This window comes from Actinoplanes sp. NPDC051537, from assembly GCF_055586105.1.
On sequence record NZ_JBVJIU010000002.1, the window covers coordinates 424945 to 441752 of the forward strand.

General features: G+C 73.4%; 19 protein-coding genes and 1 pseudogene. 12 read left to right on the plus strand and 8 right to left on the minus strand.

The window, feature by feature from the left end:
• The first annotated feature begins 14 nt into the window (after positions 1-14).
• Both ACZ6TB_RS05715 and ACZ6TB_RS05720 read left to right on the plus strand, forming a co-directional pair.
• Positions 15-1172 (plus strand): RNA polymerase sigma factor, encoded by a 1158-nt coding sequence (locus ACZ6TB_RS05715; protein ID WP_465551428.1) that lies wholly within the window; start codon positions 15-17, stop codon positions 1170-1172.
• Positions 1169-2296 (plus strand): MalY/PatB family protein, encoded by a 1128-nt coding sequence (locus ACZ6TB_RS05720; protein WP_465551006.1) that lies wholly within the window; start codon positions 1169-1171, stop codon positions 2294-2296. Before ACZ6TB_RS05715 ends, ACZ6TB_RS05720 begins: the two co-directional genes overlap by 4 nt.
• Positions 2297-2462: 166 nt before the next feature.
• Here ACZ6TB_RS05720 and ACZ6TB_RS05725 read toward each other — a convergent pair whose 3' ends face one another.
• Positions 2463-2759, minus strand: a complete 297-nt coding sequence (locus ACZ6TB_RS05725; RefSeq protein ID WP_465551008.1) for a hypothetical protein — start codon at positions 2757-2759, stop codon at positions 2463-2465.
• Positions 2760-2829: 70 nt separating this feature from the next.
• Entirely contained in the window at positions 2830-3408 is a 579-nt protein-coding gene (locus ACZ6TB_RS05730) for a DsbA family protein (RefSeq protein ID WP_465551010.1), read from the minus strand.
• Positions 3409-3468: 60 nt separating this feature from the next.
• Between ACZ6TB_RS05730 and ACZ6TB_RS05735 the strand changes: the two genes are divergently transcribed.
• The 5 genes from ACZ6TB_RS05735 to ACZ6TB_RS05755 all read left to right on the plus strand — a co-directional run bounded on the left by ACZ6TB_RS05735 (position 3469) and on the right by ACZ6TB_RS05755 (position 7333).
• The gene (locus tag ACZ6TB_RS05735; RefSeq protein WP_465551012.1) at positions 3469-3990 is read left to right on the plus strand and encodes a sigma-70 family RNA polymerase sigma factor; all 522 of its coding nucleotides are present in this window, start codon (positions 3469-3471) and stop codon (positions 3988-3990) included.
• The gene (locus tag ACZ6TB_RS05740; RefSeq protein ID WP_465551014.1) at positions 3974-5059 is read left to right on the plus strand and encodes a hypothetical protein; all 1086 of its coding nucleotides are present in this window, start codon (positions 3974-3976) and stop codon (positions 5057-5059) included. The genes ACZ6TB_RS05735 and ACZ6TB_RS05740 overlap by 17 nt, the downstream gene beginning before the upstream one ends.
• Positions 5053-5946, plus strand: coding sequence for an ABC transporter ATP-binding protein (locus ACZ6TB_RS05745; protein WP_465551016.1), 894 nt, complete (start codon positions 5053-5055; stop codon positions 5944-5946). The genes ACZ6TB_RS05740 and ACZ6TB_RS05745 overlap by 7 nt, the downstream gene beginning before the upstream one ends.
• A complete protein-coding gene (locus ACZ6TB_RS05750) occupies positions 5943-6788 on the plus strand; it encodes an ABC transporter permease (RefSeq protein WP_465551018.1) in 846 nt (281 codons plus the stop codon). The genes ACZ6TB_RS05745 and ACZ6TB_RS05750 overlap by 4 nt, the downstream gene beginning before the upstream one ends.
• 89 nt (positions 6789-6877) lie before the next feature.
• Positions 6878-7333: a hypothetical protein gene (locus ACZ6TB_RS05755; RefSeq protein ID WP_465551020.1), complete on the plus strand. Its 456-nt coding sequence runs from the start codon at positions 6878-6880 to the stop codon at positions 7331-7333.
• On the opposite strand, the gene ACZ6TB_RS05760 is transcribed toward ACZ6TB_RS05755, so the two are convergent.
• Positions 7315-8226 carry a DMT family transporter gene (locus ACZ6TB_RS05760; RefSeq protein WP_465551022.1) on the minus strand — a complete coding sequence of 304 codons (912 nt, stop codon included), beginning with the start codon at positions 8224-8226 and terminating at the stop codon, positions 7315-7317. The two genes, ACZ6TB_RS05755 and ACZ6TB_RS05760, sit on opposite strands and share 19 nt — an antisense overlap.
• On the opposite strand from ACZ6TB_RS05760, the gene ACZ6TB_RS05765 reads away from it, so the two are divergent.
• Both ACZ6TB_RS05765 and ACZ6TB_RS05770 read left to right on the plus strand, forming a co-directional pair.
• Entirely contained in the window at positions 8225-9607 is a 1383-nt protein-coding gene (locus ACZ6TB_RS05765) for an aminotransferase-like domain-containing protein (protein WP_465551024.1), read from the plus strand. The two genes, ACZ6TB_RS05760 and ACZ6TB_RS05765, sit on opposite strands and share 2 nt — an antisense overlap.
• Positions 9604-9807: pseudogene (locus ACZ6TB_RS05770) on the plus strand (hypothetical protein); the annotation flags it as partial. The gene ACZ6TB_RS05765 and the pseudogene ACZ6TB_RS05770, both read left to right, overlap by 4 nt.
• A gap of 251 nt (positions 9808-10058) precedes the next feature.
• Here the strand turns inward: ACZ6TB_RS05770 and ACZ6TB_RS05775 are convergent.
• Complete coding sequence (locus ACZ6TB_RS05775) at positions 10059-10346, minus strand: hypothetical protein (RefSeq protein ID WP_465551026.1); 288 nt, start codon at positions 10344-10346, stop codon at positions 10059-10061.
• The gene (locus ACZ6TB_RS05780; RefSeq protein ID WP_465551028.1) at positions 10261-10839 is read right to left on the minus strand and encodes a GNAT family N-acetyltransferase; all 579 of its coding nucleotides are present in this window, start codon (positions 10837-10839) and stop codon (positions 10261-10263) included. The genes ACZ6TB_RS05775 and ACZ6TB_RS05780 overlap by 86 nt, the downstream gene beginning before the upstream one ends.
• Positions 10840-10922: 83 nt before the next feature.
• Here ACZ6TB_RS05780 and ACZ6TB_RS05785 point away from each other — a divergent pair, with 83 nt between their 5' ends.
• A complete protein-coding gene (locus ACZ6TB_RS05785) occupies positions 10923-11447 on the plus strand; it encodes a hypothetical protein (RefSeq protein ID WP_465551030.1) in 525 nt (174 codons plus the stop codon).
• Positions 11448-11491: 44 nt separating this feature from the next.
• Entirely contained in the window at positions 11492-11785 is a 294-nt protein-coding gene (locus tag ACZ6TB_RS05790; RefSeq protein WP_465551032.1) for a hypothetical protein, read from the plus strand.
• Between the two features lie 14 nt (positions 11786-11799).
• On the opposite strand, the gene ACZ6TB_RS05795 is transcribed toward ACZ6TB_RS05790, so the two are convergent.
• Complete coding sequence (locus ACZ6TB_RS05795) at positions 11800-12438, minus strand: maleylpyruvate isomerase N-terminal domain-containing protein (RefSeq protein ID WP_465551034.1); 639 nt, start codon at positions 12436-12438, stop codon at positions 11800-11802.
• Positions 12439-12455: 17 nt separating this feature from the next.
• Positions 12456-13529 carry a glycoside hydrolase family 19 protein gene (locus ACZ6TB_RS05800; RefSeq protein WP_465551036.1) on the minus strand — a complete coding sequence of 358 codons (1074 nt, stop codon included), beginning with the start codon at positions 13527-13529 and terminating at the stop codon, positions 12456-12458.
• Between the two features lie 153 nt (positions 13530-13682).
• Here ACZ6TB_RS05800 and ACZ6TB_RS05805 point away from each other — a divergent pair, with 153 nt between their 5' ends.
• Entirely contained in the window at positions 13683-15959 is a 2277-nt protein-coding gene (locus tag ACZ6TB_RS05805) for a putative bifunctional diguanylate cyclase/phosphodiesterase (protein WP_465551038.1), read from the plus strand.
• Here the strand turns inward: ACZ6TB_RS05805 and ACZ6TB_RS05810 are convergent.
• On the minus strand, positions 15956-16762 hold the full coding sequence (locus ACZ6TB_RS05810; protein ID WP_465551039.1) for a thioesterase family protein: 807 nt from the start codon (positions 16760-16762) through the stop codon (positions 15956-15958). The two genes, ACZ6TB_RS05805 and ACZ6TB_RS05810, sit on opposite strands and share 4 nt — an antisense overlap.
• Positions 16763-16808: the final 46 nt, after the last annotated feature.

The window sequence follows — 16808 nt, forward strand, 5'->3', positions numbered from 1 at the left end:
GGGAGTGGGCCCAGGTGCTCGCCTCGACGGTGCGCGTCACGCGCGATCTCGACCTGGCCGAGGAAGCCGTGCAGGACGCCTACGTCCAGGCGCTGACGGCGTGGGCGTCCGGCGGCGTTCCGGACCGGCCGGGCGCCTGGCTCACCACGGCGGCCCGGCGGAACGCGCTCAACGTGCTGCAACGGCGGCGCACGCTGGCCACGAAGCTGCCGCTGCTGATCGTTCCCTCTTCCGACGTCTCGGATATTCCGGACGATCGGCTGCGGCTCGTCTTCACCTGCTGCCATCCCGCGCTCGCGCTCGACACCCAGGTGGCGCTCACCCTGCGGCTGATCTGCGGCATGGCGACCCCCGAGGTGGCGCGGGCGTTGCTGGTCTCCGAGACGACCATGGCGGCCCGGATCACGCGGGCCAAGAAGAAGATCGCCATAGCCCGGATCCCGTACGCCGTCCCGGCCCCGGACGAGCGCCCGGCGCGCGTGGGCGCCGTCCTCACGGTCATCCACCTGCTCTATGCGGCCGGGCACACCGCCACCGCCGGTTCCGCCCTGCTCCGCGACGACCTCGGCGACCGCGCCCTCGACCTGGCCCGGATGCTGCGCCTGCTGCTGCCGGCCGAGCCCGAGGTGGCCGGCCTGCTCGCCCTGCTGCTCATCCACCACGCCCGCCGGGCCGGGCGCGCCGACGCCGGCGGCCGCCTGGTGCGCCTGGTCGATCAGGACCGGGCGAGCTGGGACCGTACGCTCATCGCCGAGGCCGACCAACTGATCACCGCAAGCCTGACCGCCGCCCCGCCCGGCCGGTTCACCCTCCAGGCGGCGATCGCCGCCCTGCACGCCGAGGCCGCCACCTTCGCCGGCACCGACTGGCCCCAGATCGTCCTGCTCTACGACCAGCTCCTGACGATCTGGCCGTCCCCCGTCGTCGCCCTGAACCGGGCCGCCGCCGTGTCCATGGTCGACGGCCCGGCGGTGGCGCTGGCGCTGGTCGAGGCCCTGGAACGGGACGGCCGGCTGGCCGCCTACCAGTACCTGCCGGCCACCAAGGCCGACCTGCTGCGGCAACTGGCCCGTCGCACGGAGGCGGCCGCCGCGTACGCCGAAGCCCTTGCCCTGGCCGGCAACGACGCCGAGCGCGAGTTCCTCGCCGCGCGCCTAGGGTCTGTTTCGTGACCAATCCCCTGCGCAAGCTCACCCTCGACCAGCTCCGCGAGCGCACCAGCGAGAAGTGGCGAAACTTCCCCGCCGACGTCCTGCCGCTGTTCGTCGCGGAGATGGACGTCCCGCTGGCGTCGCCGATCGTGCGGGCCGTCGGCGAGGCGATGAGCCGCGGCGACACCGGCTACCCGGCCGGCACCGACTATGCCGACGCCCTGGCCGAGTTCGCCCGCAAGCGCTGGGACTGGGACGGCATCGCCGTCGAGCGCACCACGATGGTCCCCGACGTCATGAACGGCATCGTCGAGATCCTCCGCCTGATCTCCGCCCCCGGCGACCCCGTCGTGATCAACTCGCCGGTCTATCCCCCGTTCTACGACTTCGTCCGGCACAGCGGCCGGCGCATCGTGGAGGCCCCGCTCGGCGCCGACGGCCGGATCGACCTGGCCGTGCTCGACGAGACGTTCGCCCGCCTCACCAGCCCCGTCTACCTGCTGTGCAGCCCGCACAACCCGACCGGCGTCGTGCACACCGCCGCCGAGCTCACGTCCATCGCGGCGCTCGCCGACCGGCACGGCGTCCGGGTCGTGGCCGACGAGATCCACGCGCCGCTGGTGCTGGCCGGGGCGCGGTTCGTGCCGTACCTGAGCGTCGCCGACAACGCCTTCTCGGTGATGTCCGCGTCGAAGGCGTGGAACCTGGCCGGCCTCAAGGCCGCCCTGGCCATCGCCGGCCCCGCCGCGGCCCCCGACCTGGCGCGGCTGCCGTGGTGGCTGAAGGCGGGCCCGAGCCACGTGGGCGTCCATGCGCACGTGGCGGCCTTGCGCGAGGGCGGCGACTGGTTGGACGCTTTGCTGGCCGGCTTGCTGGAGAACCGCGGCCTGCTGGCCGCGCTGCTGGCGTCGCACCTGCCGGAGGTGGTCTACCGCCCGGGCGACGGCACTTACCTGGCGTGGCTCGACTGCCGCGCGCTAGCCCTCGGCGACGACCCGGCGGCGGTGTTTCGCGAGCGTGGGCGGGTAGCGCTGAATTCGGGCCCAAGCTTCGGCACCGGCGGGGCGGGCCATGTGCGGTTGAATTTCGGCACGACCCCGGAGATCGTCACCGAGGCCGTGCGGCGGATGGGGAGCGCTCTTTGAGGGCTAGGCCGCCCGGAAAGGGTTGGGCCGCGCCGTCACGCCCGGGCCCGACCCCACGCAGCCCGACACCGCCCCAGCCCGACGCCAACCCCGCCCCACCCCGGAACTGGGTGGGGCGACACTAGCGGGCGGGACCGACAATCGAGGCCCGTTGTCCACAGCTCTATCAGCGGGGCCGCGGCAGGTCTCGGGTGTCGGCCTCGGCGACGATTGCCTCGGCCACGTGGCGTAGCTGGGCCGGGTCGGGGTGGAAGCCGTCGGCGATGTCGTGGTGCAGGCCGGACCGGGTGCGTTCGAGCAGGGTGTCGGTCACCTGGTCGACGGTCTCCCCGGCGTACGCGTGCTTGGTCTTCTCCGTCGCCGCCCGCAAGGCCGACGTCAGCTGCTCCTCGAGTGGCCCGCGCAGCTTGTCCTCGATCGGGCTGAGGCTGTTCGGGTCCAACGTGACCTGCGGCTCCGCCATCTTCGTCCCCCATAGTAAGGAAAAGGCGCGACGCGAATACCCCACCGCGCCGCGCCGAAAACGTATGACGTCAGGGTCGGCCGCGCTTCACCTCGAAGAAGGTCTTCACCCGCATGAGGGGCACGATCGCGTCCCAGATGGTCAGCGCCTCCTCGGCGTCCGGCACCTCGCCCACGATCGGGCCGTGGAAGCCGCGCTCGGCGCCCTCCACCTGGAGCACCGGCGAGCCGATTCCGGGGCCGGCCGCCTTCAGGGCCGTCTCGTGTGACTCGCGCACCGCCTCGTCCCAGCGGGGGTCGTCGAGCACCGACCTGGCGTCGGCGATGCCCGCGGCCTCGGCGGCGGCCAGCACGATCTCGTCGCTCAGCTTGTCGCCGGCGTCGTGCGTACGCCGGCCCAGCTCGGTGTAGAAGGTGGCGACCGTCTCCTCGCGGCGATCCGCCCGCAGCGCCTCGACCAGGCGCAACGCCTTCGCCGAGGCGGCCATCATCGGCCGGTACTGCTCGGGCGCGTTGTCGCCGTTGAGGATGGAGAGGCTGAACGCCCGCCAGTCGATGGTGAGATCACGCTCGTGCGCGACCTTGGTCAGCCAGCGCGACGTGCGCCAGGTGAACGGGCACGCGGGATCGAAGAAGTAGGTGACCTTCATGAATCAGAGCCTAGAACGCCCGATCGGTCACATGCGCGCCGTCGGCGGTGCTTGACGGGTATGGAAGCGGCCGGCGGTAGCAGACCCGACCTCGAGCAGGTGTTCCGTGCCACCTACCCGCGGGTGGTGGCGGTCGCCGCGCGGGTGCTCGGTGCCCGCCACGAGGCCGAGGACGTGGCGCAGGAGGTCTTCCTGACGTTCTCGCGCTCGTCGGTGCCGGCCGGCGAGGCGCTCGGCTGGCTGTCGGTGGCCGCCGTGCACACCGCGCTCAACCACATCCGCGCCGGTCGCCGCCGGGCCAGCCGGGAGGAGGCCGCCGGCCGCCACGATCCGGTCGCGCCCGACATCGCCGACGCGGTGGTGGCCGGCGACGAGCGCCGCCGGGTGCGCGCGGCGCTCGCGCGGCTTCCCCGCAAGCAGGCCGTGGCGCTGGTGCTGCGGCATTCCGGCCTCAGCTACGCCGAGGTCGCCGCCGCCCTCGGCATCGCGCCCGGCGGCGTCGGCACCACCGTGCGGCGTGCCGAGGCCGCCCTTCGCTCCGCCCTTCACGAGGAGTTGACCAGCCATGCGCCATCCGACTGACGGCACGCTGCGCCGCCTGGCCGACGAGCCCGAGCCGGCCGGGGTGGCCGGGGTCGCCGACACCGACCGCGCCCACGTCGCCGATTGCCCGGTCTGCCAGGCCACCCTCGCCACGGTCCGGTCCGACGCCGCGTTCGCGGCCGGCGTGCTGGAGGTCGACGCCACCGACGTCGATGTCGACGCGGCGTGGCGGCGTCTCTCGGCGGCGGCACCGGGCCGGGCCGGGGCCGGGCGGGTGTCCCGGTGGCGGAAGGCGATCCGCAGCCCGTTCGTGGCCGGGGCGGCGGTCGCCGCGCTGCTGGCCGGGGCCACTGCCGCGGCCGCCACCGACTGGCTGCCGATCTTTCACACCGCCAAGGTCGCGCCGATCACCGTGAACCAGGACGACCTGCTGAAGCTGCCCGACCTCTCCGCCTACGGCAGCGTCGAGATCACCCAGCGGGCGAACATCCACCGGGTCGCGAGCGCCGCCGCCGCCCGCGACGAGAGCGGGCTGGCCGTGCCGCAGGTCGCTCACCTGCCGCACGGCGTGACCGGCTCGCCCAGCTATCAGGTCGGCGACCGGATCGGCGCGACGTTCACCTTCTCCGCGGCAAAAGCCAGGGTTATGTCCGAAAAAGCCGGAAAACCGCTCCCGCCGCCGCCGGCGGGCCTCGACGGTGCCGAATTCCGGCTCACCGCGGGTCCCGGCGTGGCCGCCGTCTGGTCGGAGGCGCGCGGCGTCCCGGCCCTGATCGTGGCTCGGGCGGTGCCGCCGACGGCCTTCTCCTCGGGCATCGCCTTCGCGACCGCCCGCGACTACCTGCTCACGCTTCCCGGCCTGCCCGCCGATGTGGCGGCCCAGCTGCGCGACTTCACCGGTGACGGCCGGACGTTCCCGCTGATCGTCAAGGCGGAACGGGAGAAGGCCTCGACCGCGGATGTCGGCGGCGTGCCGGCCACCGTGATGACCACCCGTGACAGCTCGCTGGCCGCGGTGATCTGGGTCAAGGACGGGGTGGCGACGGGAGTGGCCGGTTCCCTGAGCGCGGACGAGGTGCTGACGGTGGCCCGGGAGCTGCAGTGGTGACGTCACCGGCGGTCTGGTGCGACGGGCTGCGCAAGACCTACAAGCGGCGGGTGGCGGTCGACGGCGTCTCCCTGACCGTCGACCGGGGCGAGGTGGTCGGGCTGCTCGGGCCGAACGGCGCCGGCAAGACGACCGTGATCAAGATGCTGCTCGGGCTGGTGCGACCCGACGCCGGCGAGATCATGCTGCTCGGGCAGCCGTGGCGGGAGCCGCGCTCGCGGGCCCGGGTCGGGTACCTGCCCGAGCTGTTCCGCTACCAGCCGTGGCTGACGGCGTCCGAGGTGCTGGCTCTGCACGTACGGCTGAGCGGTGTTGAAGTGCCGGCGAAGGAGAGCCTCGGCGCCGTCGGCCTGGCCGATCGCGCCGGCGACCGGGTGGGCGGGTTCTCGAAGGGCATGCAGCAGCGGCTCGGGCTCGCGGTGGCGCTGGTGGCGAGGCCGGAGCTGGTCATCCTGGACGAGCCGACGAGCGCGCTCGATCCGCTCGGGCGGGCCGACGTGCGCGATCTGCTGCTGTCGCTGCGGGAGCGGAACGTGGCCGTGCTCCTCAACTCGCACCTGATCGGCGAGGTCGAGCGGGTCTGCGATCGGGTGGTGATCCTCGACCACGGGCGGGTGGCCGCGGCCGGCACGCTCGGCGATCTCCTCGGCCGGCCCACGCTCTCCCTGCGACTCGGGAACGTCACGCCCCAGGCCGAAGCCCTGCTCGACAAATACGGACAAAAATCCATAAACAAGCAGACGTACGCCGGGGAAAGGCCGCCCGACGTGCCCGATCTCGTCGCCGGCCTCGTCGGGCTCGGAGTGGAGATCCACGCTGTCGAACCGGGTCATGTCAGCCTCGAGGAGCGCCTTCTCGAGGTCCTGCGCGCGGGGGACAAATCATGATTCGCACCATCGGGACGATCGCCGCCCTGACCCTGCGCGAAGCGGCCCGCCGCCGGGTGCTGAGATCCCTGGCGATACTGACCGTAATTCTGCTCGCCCTCAGCGCCTGGGGCTTCAGCCGGATCGAGGCCGAGTTCGGCGACCTCACCAGCGGCGAGGCCCAGATCACCGCCTCCTCGGTGCTCAACCTGGTGATGTTCGGGCTCAGCCTGATCGCCGCGCTCGGCACCGCGTTCCTGGCCGGCCCGACGGTCGGCGGCGAGGCCGAGTCCGGCATCGCGCTCGCCCTGCTGGCCCGCCCGATCCGCCGCGCCGGCGTGCTGCTCGGCAAATGGCTGGGCCTGGTCGTCTTCGCCTGCGGCTTCGTCGGCGTGGCCGGGCTCGCCCAGCTCGTCATCGTGCGGGTCGCGATCGGCTACTGGCCGCCGCACCCGGTCACCGGCCTCGTCCTGCTCGCCGGCCAGGCCGCCGTGCTGCTCACGCTCAGCCTGCTGCTGTCGACCGCGGTCTCGCCGATGGCCTCGGGCATCGTCGCGGTCGGGCTGTTCGGCGCGACCTGGATCGCCGGTGTGGTCGGCTCCGTCGGGGAGGACCTCGGCAACGAGAGCGTGGCCCGGGTCGGCACGGTCTCCCGCATCCTGCTGCCGACCGACGGGCTGTGGCAGGGCGCGATGAACGCGTTCCAGGACCCGGGCGTGATGGCGCAGTTCGCGACCGGGCTCGGGCACTCGCCGTTCGTCAGCGAGGCCTCCCTCACCATCGCCTATCTGAGCTGGACCGTGCTGTGGGTCGCGGCCGTGCTCGGGCTGGCCGCCGTCGCCTTCCAGCGCCGCGACCTGTGACGCCAGGGCCCGGGCCAGGGATCTCCCTGGGGCGGCCGGGGTCCCGCACCGGGGAATCTGTAGGCAACCGAGCCGAAGGAGCCCCCGCGATGTCCACGATCCGCATGCACGCGACCACCACCGCCACCCCCGAGCAGTTCATCACCGGCCTCACCGACTTCGGCCCGGGCCGCAAGGAGCTGTTCGGCAACAGCTCGGACGAGGATCTGCAGGTGCACTCCCAGGACGCGACGCACGCCGATGTCACCGAGGGCGCGGGCGGCGTCTGGGAGCGCCTCTCCTACGACTGGTCCGACCCGTCGCGGGTGACGATGAAGACCACCGACTCCAACCTGTGGGGCGGGGCGTCGGGTCACACGTACACCCTCACCCGCCGTCCCGACGGCCGGACCGACATCGACGCGGTCGTCGTGCGCGACGGCAAGAACTTCAAGGGCAAGGTCGTCGGCCTGCTGCTCGGCACCGCCGGCAAGGGCACGCTGACCAAGGCGTTCGCCAACTCGGTCAAGGCCATCGAGACCCGCGACTACAGCCCGCGTGGTTGAGCCCGGCTGCGCTGGGTGAGGACCACGCACGCCAGCACCAGCAGGGCGGCGCCGATCGAGGCCGGGGTGACCGTCTCGCCGAGCAGGAGCGCCGACCAGAGCAGGGTGAGCACCGGCTGGCCGAGCTGGATCTGGCCCACCCGCGCGATGCCGCCCCGGGCCAGGCCCGCGTACCAGGCGAAGAAGCCGAGAAACATGGAGATCACCGTGAGGTAGCCGAACGCCGCCCAGGCGGCGGCGTTCGCCCGGGGCGGGTGAAAGGTGGCCGCGCCGAGCGCGATGGTCACGGTGGCCGGCAACGACAAGATCAAGGCCCAGCAGATGGTACGGGCGCCGCCCAGCTCCCGGGCGAGCCGGCCGCCCTCGGCATAGCCCAGCCCGCACAGCACCACCGCCGCCAGCAGGTAGAGGTCGACGGTGGAGAGCGACCCGTGGACCGTTCCGGTGGTGACGAGGAAGACCAGCACCGCGGCGAGGCCGCCGGCGACCGCGAGCCAGAACAGCGGCGGCGGCCGTTCGCCGGCCCGCAGCACGGCGAAGACGGCGGTCATGGCCGGCAGCACCGTGATGACCACCGCGCCGTGCGCCGAGGTCTGCGAGGTCAGCGCCAGCGAGGTGAACAGCGGGAAGCCGACCACGACGCCGAGCGCCACGATCGCCAGCCGCCGCCACTGGTCGCCGGTCGGCCGCGGCGCCCCGGTGGCGCGCAGGTAGATCCAGGCCAGCAGGCCGGCGCCGACCGCCCGGCCGAACGCCACGAACCATGGGTCGAGGTGCTGCACCGCGACCCGGGTCATCGGCAGCGACATGCTGAACGCCAGCACCCCCAGCGCGCCGAGGGCGAGGCCGGCCGTTACCGTCTTCGGCTCGGTAGCGCTACTCTTCGTCTCCATGAATGACGGTAACGCAGTCGAGCGCGTTATCCAAGGTCTCCGGGTCCTGGCCGCCGCCACCCCGCCCGGGGGCCGCCTCCCGTCGGTGCGTGTCCTGAGTGACCGTCACCGCGCGTCCCCGGTAACCGTGACGGCTGCCATCCGGCACCTGGTGGCGGCGGGCGTCATCGAGACGCGGCCGGGGAAGGGTACCTTCGTCGCCGCCCGATCCCCGGTTGGCAGAACGCCCGATCTGTCCTGGCAGACGGTGGCATTGGGCGCCGGACCGGCCGGTAACGCCGACATGCAGGCGTTACTGGCGTTACCGCCGGACGGGGCGATCCCGCTCTCCGGCGGCTACCTCGACGCCGATCTCCAGCCGACCGCCGCGCTCGGCGCCGCCCTGGCCCGGGTCGCCCGGCAGCCCGCGACCTGGCAGCGCGGGCCGGTCGAGGGGCGGGCCGACCTGCGCGCCTGGTTCGCCCGCGAGGTCGGCCTGCACGCCGACGACATGGTGATCTGCCCGGGCGGCCAGGCCGCGCTCTCCTCGGCGCTGCGCTCGCTGGCGGCGCCCGGCGACACGCTGCTCGTCGAGTCGCCGACCTACCTGGGCGCGCTCGCCTCGGCGCGCGCGGCCGGGCTGCGGGTGGCGCCGGTGCCGGCCGACGCGGGCGGTGTGTTGCCCGATCAGCTGGCGGCGGCCTTCGCGCGTACGGGCGCCCGGTTGTTCTATTGCCAGCCGCTGCATTCCAACCCGGCCGGCGCGACGCTCGCGGCCCACCGCCGGGCCGCGGTCGCCGCGGCCGTCCGCGCGGCCGGCGCCTTCCTGATCGAGGACGACTACGCCCGGGACCTCACGATCGACGGTGACGCCCCTCCCCCGCTCGCCGCCGACGACCCCGACGGCCACGTCATCTACCTGCGCTCGCTCACCAAGTCGGCGGCGCCCGGCCTGCGCGTGGCCGCGATCGGCGCCCGCGGCCCGGCCCGGGAACGCCTGCGCGCGGCCCGCCTGCTCGACGACTTCTTCGTAGCCGGCCCGCTCCAGCAGGCCACCCTCGAACTGGTCACCGCCCCCGGCTGGGCCCGCCACCTGCGCACGCTGCGCACGGCGTTGCGCGAGCGTCGCGAGGCACTGCTGACCGCCCTGCACCGCCACCTGCCGCCGCTGGTCCCGCCGGTCGTCCCCCGCGGCGGCCTGCACCTGTGGACGCCGCTGCCCCCGGCCACCGACGACGTCGCGCTGGCCACGGCGGCCGCGGCCGAGGGCGTGGTCGTCTTCCCCGGCCGCCCGTGGTTCCCGGCCGAGCCCCCGGCGCCGTACCTCCGCCTCACCTACGCCGTCGCCCCGCCGGACCGGATGGACGAGGCCGTCCGCCGCCTGGCACGCTGCCTCGGATGACCGAGGTCCTCCAGGACGATCCGCACCGCCGGGTGGTTCGCATCGGCGACACCGTCCGGCGTCCGACGCACCCGTGGTCGGCGTCGGTTCACGAGCTGCTGCGGCATTTGGAGACGATCGGTTTCCCGTACGCTCCGCGCCTGCTCGGCATCGACGAGGAAGGCCGGGAGGTGCTCACCTACCTCGCCGGCGAGTCGGGGCCGGCGGGCTGGTCGAAGGTCGTCGACGACCCGGCGCCGGCCGACCGCCGGCGCCGCATCGAGCTGTTCGCCGCCGCCTACGGCCTGACCGCCACGGACGGACTCGTCGACGAGGTCTTCGCCCAGCAGGACAGCGTCGCGCGGCGCACCCCGGCCCTGGCCGCCGAGGGGCGTCAGCCGCAGGCCGCCTGGCAGCAGAGCGGCGCCCTCGACGCGATGGACGCCAAGCGTCGCTGGGCCCGCGACCACCGCTACCTGTTCACGTAGGAGGCGGTCAGGGCCAGCCCGCCGGCCGCCACGATCGGCAGCCCGATCGTGAGGATCCCGGCCAGCCCGAGCCCGACCAGCAGCACGCCCGACGCGGTCAGGGCCGGCCGGCGCGGGCGAACGGCGCCGTACCCGGCCAGCAGCGCGGCCACCACCAGCCCGGCCAGGAACCACACCGCCGGCTCGTCACCCTGCCGGTGGATCAGTCCGAGGTAGACGATCAGCATCACCAGCGCGATCGCGGCCGCCGCCAGCGCCAGGAGACGGGACATCGCTGGCGATCTCATAGACGTACTCCAACCCATCCTCGTCGTCCCACTGCTCGCCCACCTTCGTGAACCCGTACCGCATGGCCAAACCGTACGAGGCCACGTTGTCGGGCCGGATGCTGACCCGCACCCGCCGCACCCGGGGATCCGCCTCCGCCCGCGCCAGCAACGACTCGAGCGCGGCCCGCGCGTAGCCCCGGCGGCGATGGGCCGGGTCCACGGCATAGCCGATCTCGACCAGCCCCGCCTCGTCCGGCGGCGCGTGGAACCCGGCGCGCCCGACCGCCACCCCCGCCGCCTCGTCCCAGATGATGCCGGTCACCCAGGCGGCGACCTCCGGCTCCCGGGCGCATTGCTCGCTCCGGCGCCGCCACACGCCCTGGCACTCCGGCCCCACCAGGTACGGCGAGAGCGGAACCGGGCTCGACGAGGGGTCGCCCACGGCGAGGTCCCGGAAGACCGGCCCACTCAGATGCACGATGCGCACGTCAGTCACCACCAAGGTTTACCGTCTCCCGGCGGCATCCCGCCACGGCCGGCCGATCGGAGCGTTGCGGCCGGGTGCGAGACTTCCGGGTCGTGGATGTGACGCCGGTTCTGGTGACGACCTTCGGTGGTGCGCTCTCGGCGACGCTCGGTGTGGTCGTCGGCGGCCTCGTCTCGCGGCGGGCGCAGGAGCGGCACTGGCTGCGGGACAAGCAGCTGCTGGCCTATCAGGAGCTGTTCGCGCAGTACTCGCGGTTCATGATGACGCTGCGCCGGGCCCACCTCGATCGGGTGGCGGCCGACGCCGACTGGGCCGCCTGGAGCGTCGCGCTCACGTCGGCGAGCCTGGTCGCCCCGCTGCCGGTGGCGCGCGCGATCGACGACTTCGGCCGGGGGGTCGCCGTCTTCCTGACCGCGCACGGCGCCCACGACATGGTCACGAACCCGCTCGACGAGGAGGCCCTGACCGAGGCGTCGCGACCGGCCGCGGCCGCCCACCTGGCGCTGCTGAACGCGATCCGCCGCTCGATGGGCCGCTCGCTGGCGGACGTGCCGTTCTATCTCGGCGGCACGCTGGGCCGCCACCCGGAGGGTACCGGCTCCGAGCCTCGGCCGTAGCCCGGTGGACGGGCCGGCGCGCGATCCGCTACGAGGCCCTGGTCGTGGCCCACCCGTTCACCGGGACGAGCTGTTCGGAGCTCCGGCCGGCCGTCGCCGACGCGCTGGCCGACCAGGGACGGATGGACGAGGCGGTCGCCCTGGTGCGTGACGCCGAGATCCCCGGCCGCGGGGCAAGCGACGAGCTGGTCGCCGTCCTGGCCCGGGCGGGACGGGTGGCGGAGCTCGACGCGCGCGCCGACGCCGGGGAGCCCGCCGCCGTGTCCTGGCGGGTCGGCCGGCTCGCCGAGGCGCAGAACTGGCTCGGTGCGGTCGATCGCGGCGAGCCGGCCTTCTGAGCCGGGGCGCGGCGTCACCCGAAGGCGAGCTCCCGCCGGCCGGCCCGGGTCATGGCCGCCGCCTCGGCCGGGGTGACGGCGGCGCGCCCGGTCGCCTTGCGCAGCACGGTCACCTCGTCCCAGCCGAGCTCGGCCACCGCGCTCGGAGTGGCGAAAAGCAGGGCGAACAGGCATTCCGCGGCCGCGGGGGTGAGCCACGGCGGCCGGCCGGCCGCGTCGGCGACGTCGAGGCCGTGCAGGGCCAGCTCGACCACGCGGGTGATCAGAAACTCGGAGAGCGGCATCGCGTCGCCGTGGCGGGTGCGGATCAGGCGGCCGGCCGGCTCGCGCTCGACCGCGGCGAGCAGCTCGGCGACGGAGGCGGCCACCTCGCCGGGCGTGACGGGCCGGGCCTGCGCGGTGCGGATGCGGTCGGCGTTGGTGGCCGGGCTGAATCGGTCATCGGGGCGGTAGTAGCTCACCGCGGTCGTGTCCGGGCCGTCCGGAGCCGGCCGGGCGAGATTTTCCCGTACGCGGTCCAGCGCCGTCACCACGTGAGCGACCAGTTCCCGCACATCCCAGGGGGTGCAACGGGTGGGCCGGTCCCAGTCGGCCGGCGCCAGCCCGCGCACCCCGTCGAGAAACGCCGCGGCCTCATCGGTCAATGCGTCCACGGCGCGATGATGTCACGTCAGCAACCGAGGTTGCCGCCCGTGGCCACGCCGAGCAGGCCGGCGAACCGGGTGTAGAGGTCGACCCGGCTCTGCACCTGGGCCGGGTTGCCGCCGTTGCACTCGATGCTGTTGATGGCCCGGATCGTGGTGCCGAAGCCCTGGCCGTTGACCATCGCGTTGTGCGAGGTCGTCCCGGCGTTCCCGGTGCCGGTCATCCAGTACCAGAGGCCGGTCTGCCAGGAGATCGACGCGTTGGTGCCGACCAGGCCCGGGTTGTCGAGCAGGTCGACCCCGAGCGCGTTGCCGGCCGCGTAGTAGTTGAAGTTCCAGCTCAGCTGGATCGGCCCACGGCCGTGGTACGCGGACTGGCCGGCCGGGCACCCGTACGGCTGGGAGTAGTCGCAGTAGTGCGGCCAGTTGGCCGTGTTGATCTCGTCGATGTAGACCAGCCCGCCGGTCTCGTGGCTCACGTTGGCGAGGAAGGCGGCGGCCTCCTGCTTCTTCACGGTGTCGCTGCCGGAGGTGGCGAAGGCGGGATATTTCTTCATCGCGTCGGTGAGCCCGGCGTACGTGTAGAAGGAGTTCCGCCCCGGGAACATCTGGTTGAAAACGCCCTCACTGACGACAAACCCCGAGTTTCCGCCGCCCCCGCCGCCGCCGCCGGTGCAGGAGTACGGCGACCAGAACCAGGTGCTGATCGTCGGGTCGTAGCCGGGATTCTCGTGCGTCGCCTGGTAGTACTGACCGTTGGTGTACCGGACGATCGCCCCGACCGCGTAATACTGCCCGGCGACCCAGTTCGGGTAGTTGCAGGTGGTCCCGCCCCCACCGCCCCCGCCGCCGTCGCCGCACGAGCCGCCGTCCTGCCAGACGCCCGAGCCGCCGGTGCTCGGCGCCTCGCCCTGCGTCCACCATTTGGCGGTCCAGTTGTGGCCGTTGTAGGAGGCGGTCATGCCGCCGGTGTACACCGCCGAGCTGTTGTAGGGAGTCACACAGGCCGTGGCCGCGTCGGACGCGGTCATCGGCAGGATCGCCGCGGCGGCGGCGATCAGCGCCGCGGCCACGGCCGCGAACACGCCTCGTTTCGTCATGGATAGACGAAACCAAATGTCTTCACGACTGTAAAGAAACTTAAGACTTTCGGGCAACGGGAATCGTTCAGGTCGCGGCGGCCACCGCCGATCACAACGGAGTCCCCCTCCGGCGGCCCCGCCGGCTGGGCGATCCCTTTCCTTGGAGCCTCCATGCCCGAATCACCTGGAGGCCACGGCCCCAGACCGCTTCGTGGCCTGGCCTGGCTGTGGTTTCTGCTCGCCGGCACGATCGCCGCCACGGCCTACACCGTGCTGCCGCAGAACCAGATCACCAACTGGATCTTCCCGGCGGTGAACACCAGCGGCGCCATCGCCGCGATCATCGGCCTCTACCGGAACCGCCCGCGCAACCGCTCGGCCTGGACCATGCTGGCGGCGGCCCTGACGCTGTCGGCGCTGGGCGACATCATCTTCGCGGGCTACGACCTGTTCCGTACCGAACCGCCGTTTCCGTCGGTCGCCGACGTCCTCTACATCGCCGCCCACCTGCTGGCCGCCGCCGGCGTGGTCCGGCTCAGCCACCACGCCGGCCGGGACAGCATGCTCGAGGCCGGCGTCCTGACCGTCCCGCTGGCCCTGCAGTACTGGATCCACATCATCAGCCCGACCCTGAACGACGGCGGCAACGGCCTGGCGGTGCTGGTCGCGGTCGGCACCCCGGTCGGCACGCTGATCGTGCTGTTCGGCGCGCTGCGGGCCGGCCTCAGCATGGAGATGCGCAAGATCCCGGCCCGGCTCCTGGTGGCCGGCATGGTGGCCTGGTTCGTCCCGGACGCCTACTACGCGACCGCCAGCCTCAACGGCACCTACACCGGCGGCGGCTGGCTGGACTTCAGCTGGATGCTGTTCCCGCTGCTGCTCGGCGCGGCCGCGCTGCACCCGCAGATGCAGCAGCTCAACGTGCCGCTGCACGTCTCGACGAACATCCTGAGCGTGCGCCGCTACCTGGTCGTCATCGCCGGGGTGCTGGCGCTCGACGGGTACGCGGTAGTCAGCTCGCACGGCCCGACCCGGCTCGTGGCCATCGCCGTGCTGGTCTCGGCCACGCTGGCCGCCATCCGCATCCGCCGCCCGCTGCGTGACATGGGCCGGCGCGCCACCCAGGACGCCCTGACCGGCCTGCCCAACCGTACCGAGCTGCTGCGCCGGCTGACCTTCGCGCTGGCCGAGCTGCCGGCCGACGGCAGCAGCAAGGTCGCCCTGCTCTTCTGCGATCTCGACCGCTTCAAGGACGTCAACGACAGCCTCGGCCACGAGGCCGGCGACCGCATGCTGGTCACGATCGCCGAGCGCATCGTCGCCTCGGTGCGCGACGACCGCGACATCGTGGCCCGCCTCGGCGGCGACGAGTTCGTGATCCTCATGCCCGGCGCCACCGACGCCGACACCGACGTCGTCGCCGAGCGGCTGGTCACCACGTTCACCGAGCCGATCGTCATCAACGGCACCGAGCTCTACCCGTCGGTCTCGGTCGGCGTGCGCACCACCGACGACTACCAGGCCGACCCGGCCGAGCTGCTCCGCGACGCGGACGCCGCGATGTACCGGGCCAAGAGCGGCGGCCGCGGCCGGGCCGAGCGCTTCGACGACGCGTACGCGGTGGAGGCCAGCGCCCGCCTGCGGCTGGACACCGAGCTGCGGCACGCCCTCGCCAACGGCGAGCTGCTGTGCGTCTACCACCCCGAGATCGACATCGTCACCGGCCGGCTGTACGCGCTGGAGGCCCTGGTCCGCTGGCAGCACCCCGAGCGCGGCCTGCTGTCGCCGGACGAGTTCGTGCCGCACGCCGAGACGCACGGCATCATCGGGCAGCTCTTCGAGCAGGTGCTCGACCAGGTGCTGGCCGCGCAGGACGCGTGGCTGGACGAGTTCGGCTGGCGCCCGCCGGTGGCCGTGAACGTGTCGCCGCGCCAGCTCAGCGACCAGCGCCTGGTCCCGATCGTGCTGGCCGCCCTGGAGGCGCACGACGCGCCGGCCTCGGCCCTGATCCTCGAGGTCACCGAGACCGCGCTGGTCGACGACGCGATCATGACGGGCACGCTGGCCGACCTGCGCCGGCACGGCGTGGCCGTGGCCGTCGACGACTTCGGCACCGGCTACTCGTCCGTCTCCCGCCTCGCCGACCGGCACTGGGACGCCCTCAAGATCGACCGCAGCTTCGTCTCCGGCATCACCGAGGACCCGGCCCGCGAGGGCGTGGTCAACGCCATGATCGCCCTGGCCCACGCGCTGCGGCTGCGGGCCATCGCCGAGGGCGTCGAGGACGAGCCGACCCTGGAGAAGCTGCGCGAGCTCGGCTGCGACGCCGCCCAGGGCTACCTGTTCACCCGCCCGGTCGGCGCCGCCGAGATCAGCCGCATGATCGAGATGTCCCCGGAGTGGAACGCCGAGCCCGAGCCGGCCGGCGAGGTCGCCGCGGTCGCCTAGGCACGGCCCCCGGGCACCCGGATCGCGGCCAGCTGACTGGCCTGCGCCACCAGGTTGCCCTTGGCGTCCCAGGCCAGCGCCGTCTCGTCCATCCGGCCCGAGGTGATCTCGGCCGCGCTCATCAGGATCCGGAGCGGGCCGGCGGCCGGCAGCCGGCGGTTGTAGGCGGTGAAGGTGATCGTCGGCGCCCACCCGGTCACGCCGAGGGTCAGCGAGATCGGTGGGGCCAGGTCCATGGCCACCAGCATGCTCAGCGGATCCCAGTCGGCCCCGTCGGCGAGCCGCAGATAGGCGCCGACCCGGCCCTTCGGCGACGGCTGCCCGACGGCGAACCCGAGCGAGGCCGGGTCGAGGCGGTGCTCCACGACGTCGAGCAGGTGGACCCGGAACGCGGCGCCCGGCGCGTCGGCCGGCAGCAGGAAGCAGTCGTCCTCGGGCGGCAGCTCCGGCGGCGGCGCGGCCGACCAGTACGGCACGGCGTCGTCGAGCACGCCCTGGGTGACCAGCGCCTCGGCGCAGACCTTCCCGTCCTGGGCGAGCGTGGCCCGGAACTGGCCGGTCGACCGGCCCTCGCGCAGCGGCGTGACGGTGACCTCGGCCGGGCCGGGCGCGGGCGGGAGCAGGAACGAGGTGCTGACCGCGACCGTGTGCGGGTGGCTCGCGGCGGCCGTCACCGCGCGGGCGAGCACCGCCATCAGGTAGCCGCCGTGCAGCTTGTCGCCGACCGCCCACTGCGCGTCGAGGTCGGCCCGGAAGGCGCCGTCCACCGGCCGCACGGCCGTGGCCTCCGCGAACGTCTTCATATTGATCAAGCTGTCACGGCCGCCGAGTGGCGGTCAAATCCCGGGA

Bases quoted from the DNA above. Each gene is read 5' to 3' on its own strand.
- ACZ6TB_RS05725 (WP_465551008.1), bottom strand. From the start codon at position 2,759: ATGGCGGAGCCGCAGGTCACGTTGGACCCGAACAGCCTCAGCCCGATC.
- ACZ6TB_RS05730 (WP_465551010.1), bottom strand. From the start codon at position 3,408: ATGAAGGTCACCTACTTCTTCGATCCCGCGTGCCCGTTCACCTGGCGC.
- ACZ6TB_RS05735 (WP_465551012.1), top strand. From the start codon at position 3,469: ATGGAAGCGGCCGGCGGTAGCAGACCCGACCTCGAGCAGGTGTTCCGT.
- ACZ6TB_RS05740 (WP_465551014.1), top strand. From the start codon at position 3,974: ATGCGCCATCCGACTGACGGCACGCTGCGCCGCCTGGCCGACGAGCCC.
- ACZ6TB_RS05750 (WP_465551018.1), top strand. From the start codon at position 5,943: ATGATTCGCACCATCGGGACGATCGCCGCCCTGACCCTGCGCGAAGCG.
- ACZ6TB_RS05755 (WP_465551020.1), top strand. From the start codon at position 6,878: ATGTCCACGATCCGCATGCACGCGACCACCACCGCCACCCCCGAGCAG.
- ACZ6TB_RS05765 (WP_465551024.1), top strand. From the start codon at position 8,225: ATGAATGACGGTAACGCAGTCGAGCGCGTTATCCAAGGTCTCCGGGTC.
- ACZ6TB_RS05760 (WP_465551022.1), bottom strand. From the start codon at position 8,226: ATGGAGACGAAGAGTAGCGCTACCGAGCCGAAGACGGTAACGGCCGGC.
- ACZ6TB_RS05775 (WP_465551026.1), bottom strand. From the start codon at position 10,346: ATGTCCCGTCTCCTGGCGCTGGCGGCGGCCGCGATCGCGCTGGTGATG.
- ACZ6TB_RS05800 (WP_465551036.1), bottom strand. From the start codon at position 13,529: ATGACGAAACGAGGCGTGTTCGCGGCCGTGGCCGCGGCGCTGATCGCC.
- ACZ6TB_RS05805 (WP_465551038.1), top strand. From the start codon at position 13,683: ATGCCCGAATCACCTGGAGGCCACGGCCCCAGACCGCTTCGTGGCCTG.
- ACZ6TB_RS05810 (WP_465551039.1), bottom strand. From the start codon at position 16,762: ATGAAGACGTTCGCGGAGGCCACGGCCGTGCGGCCGGTGGACGGCGCC.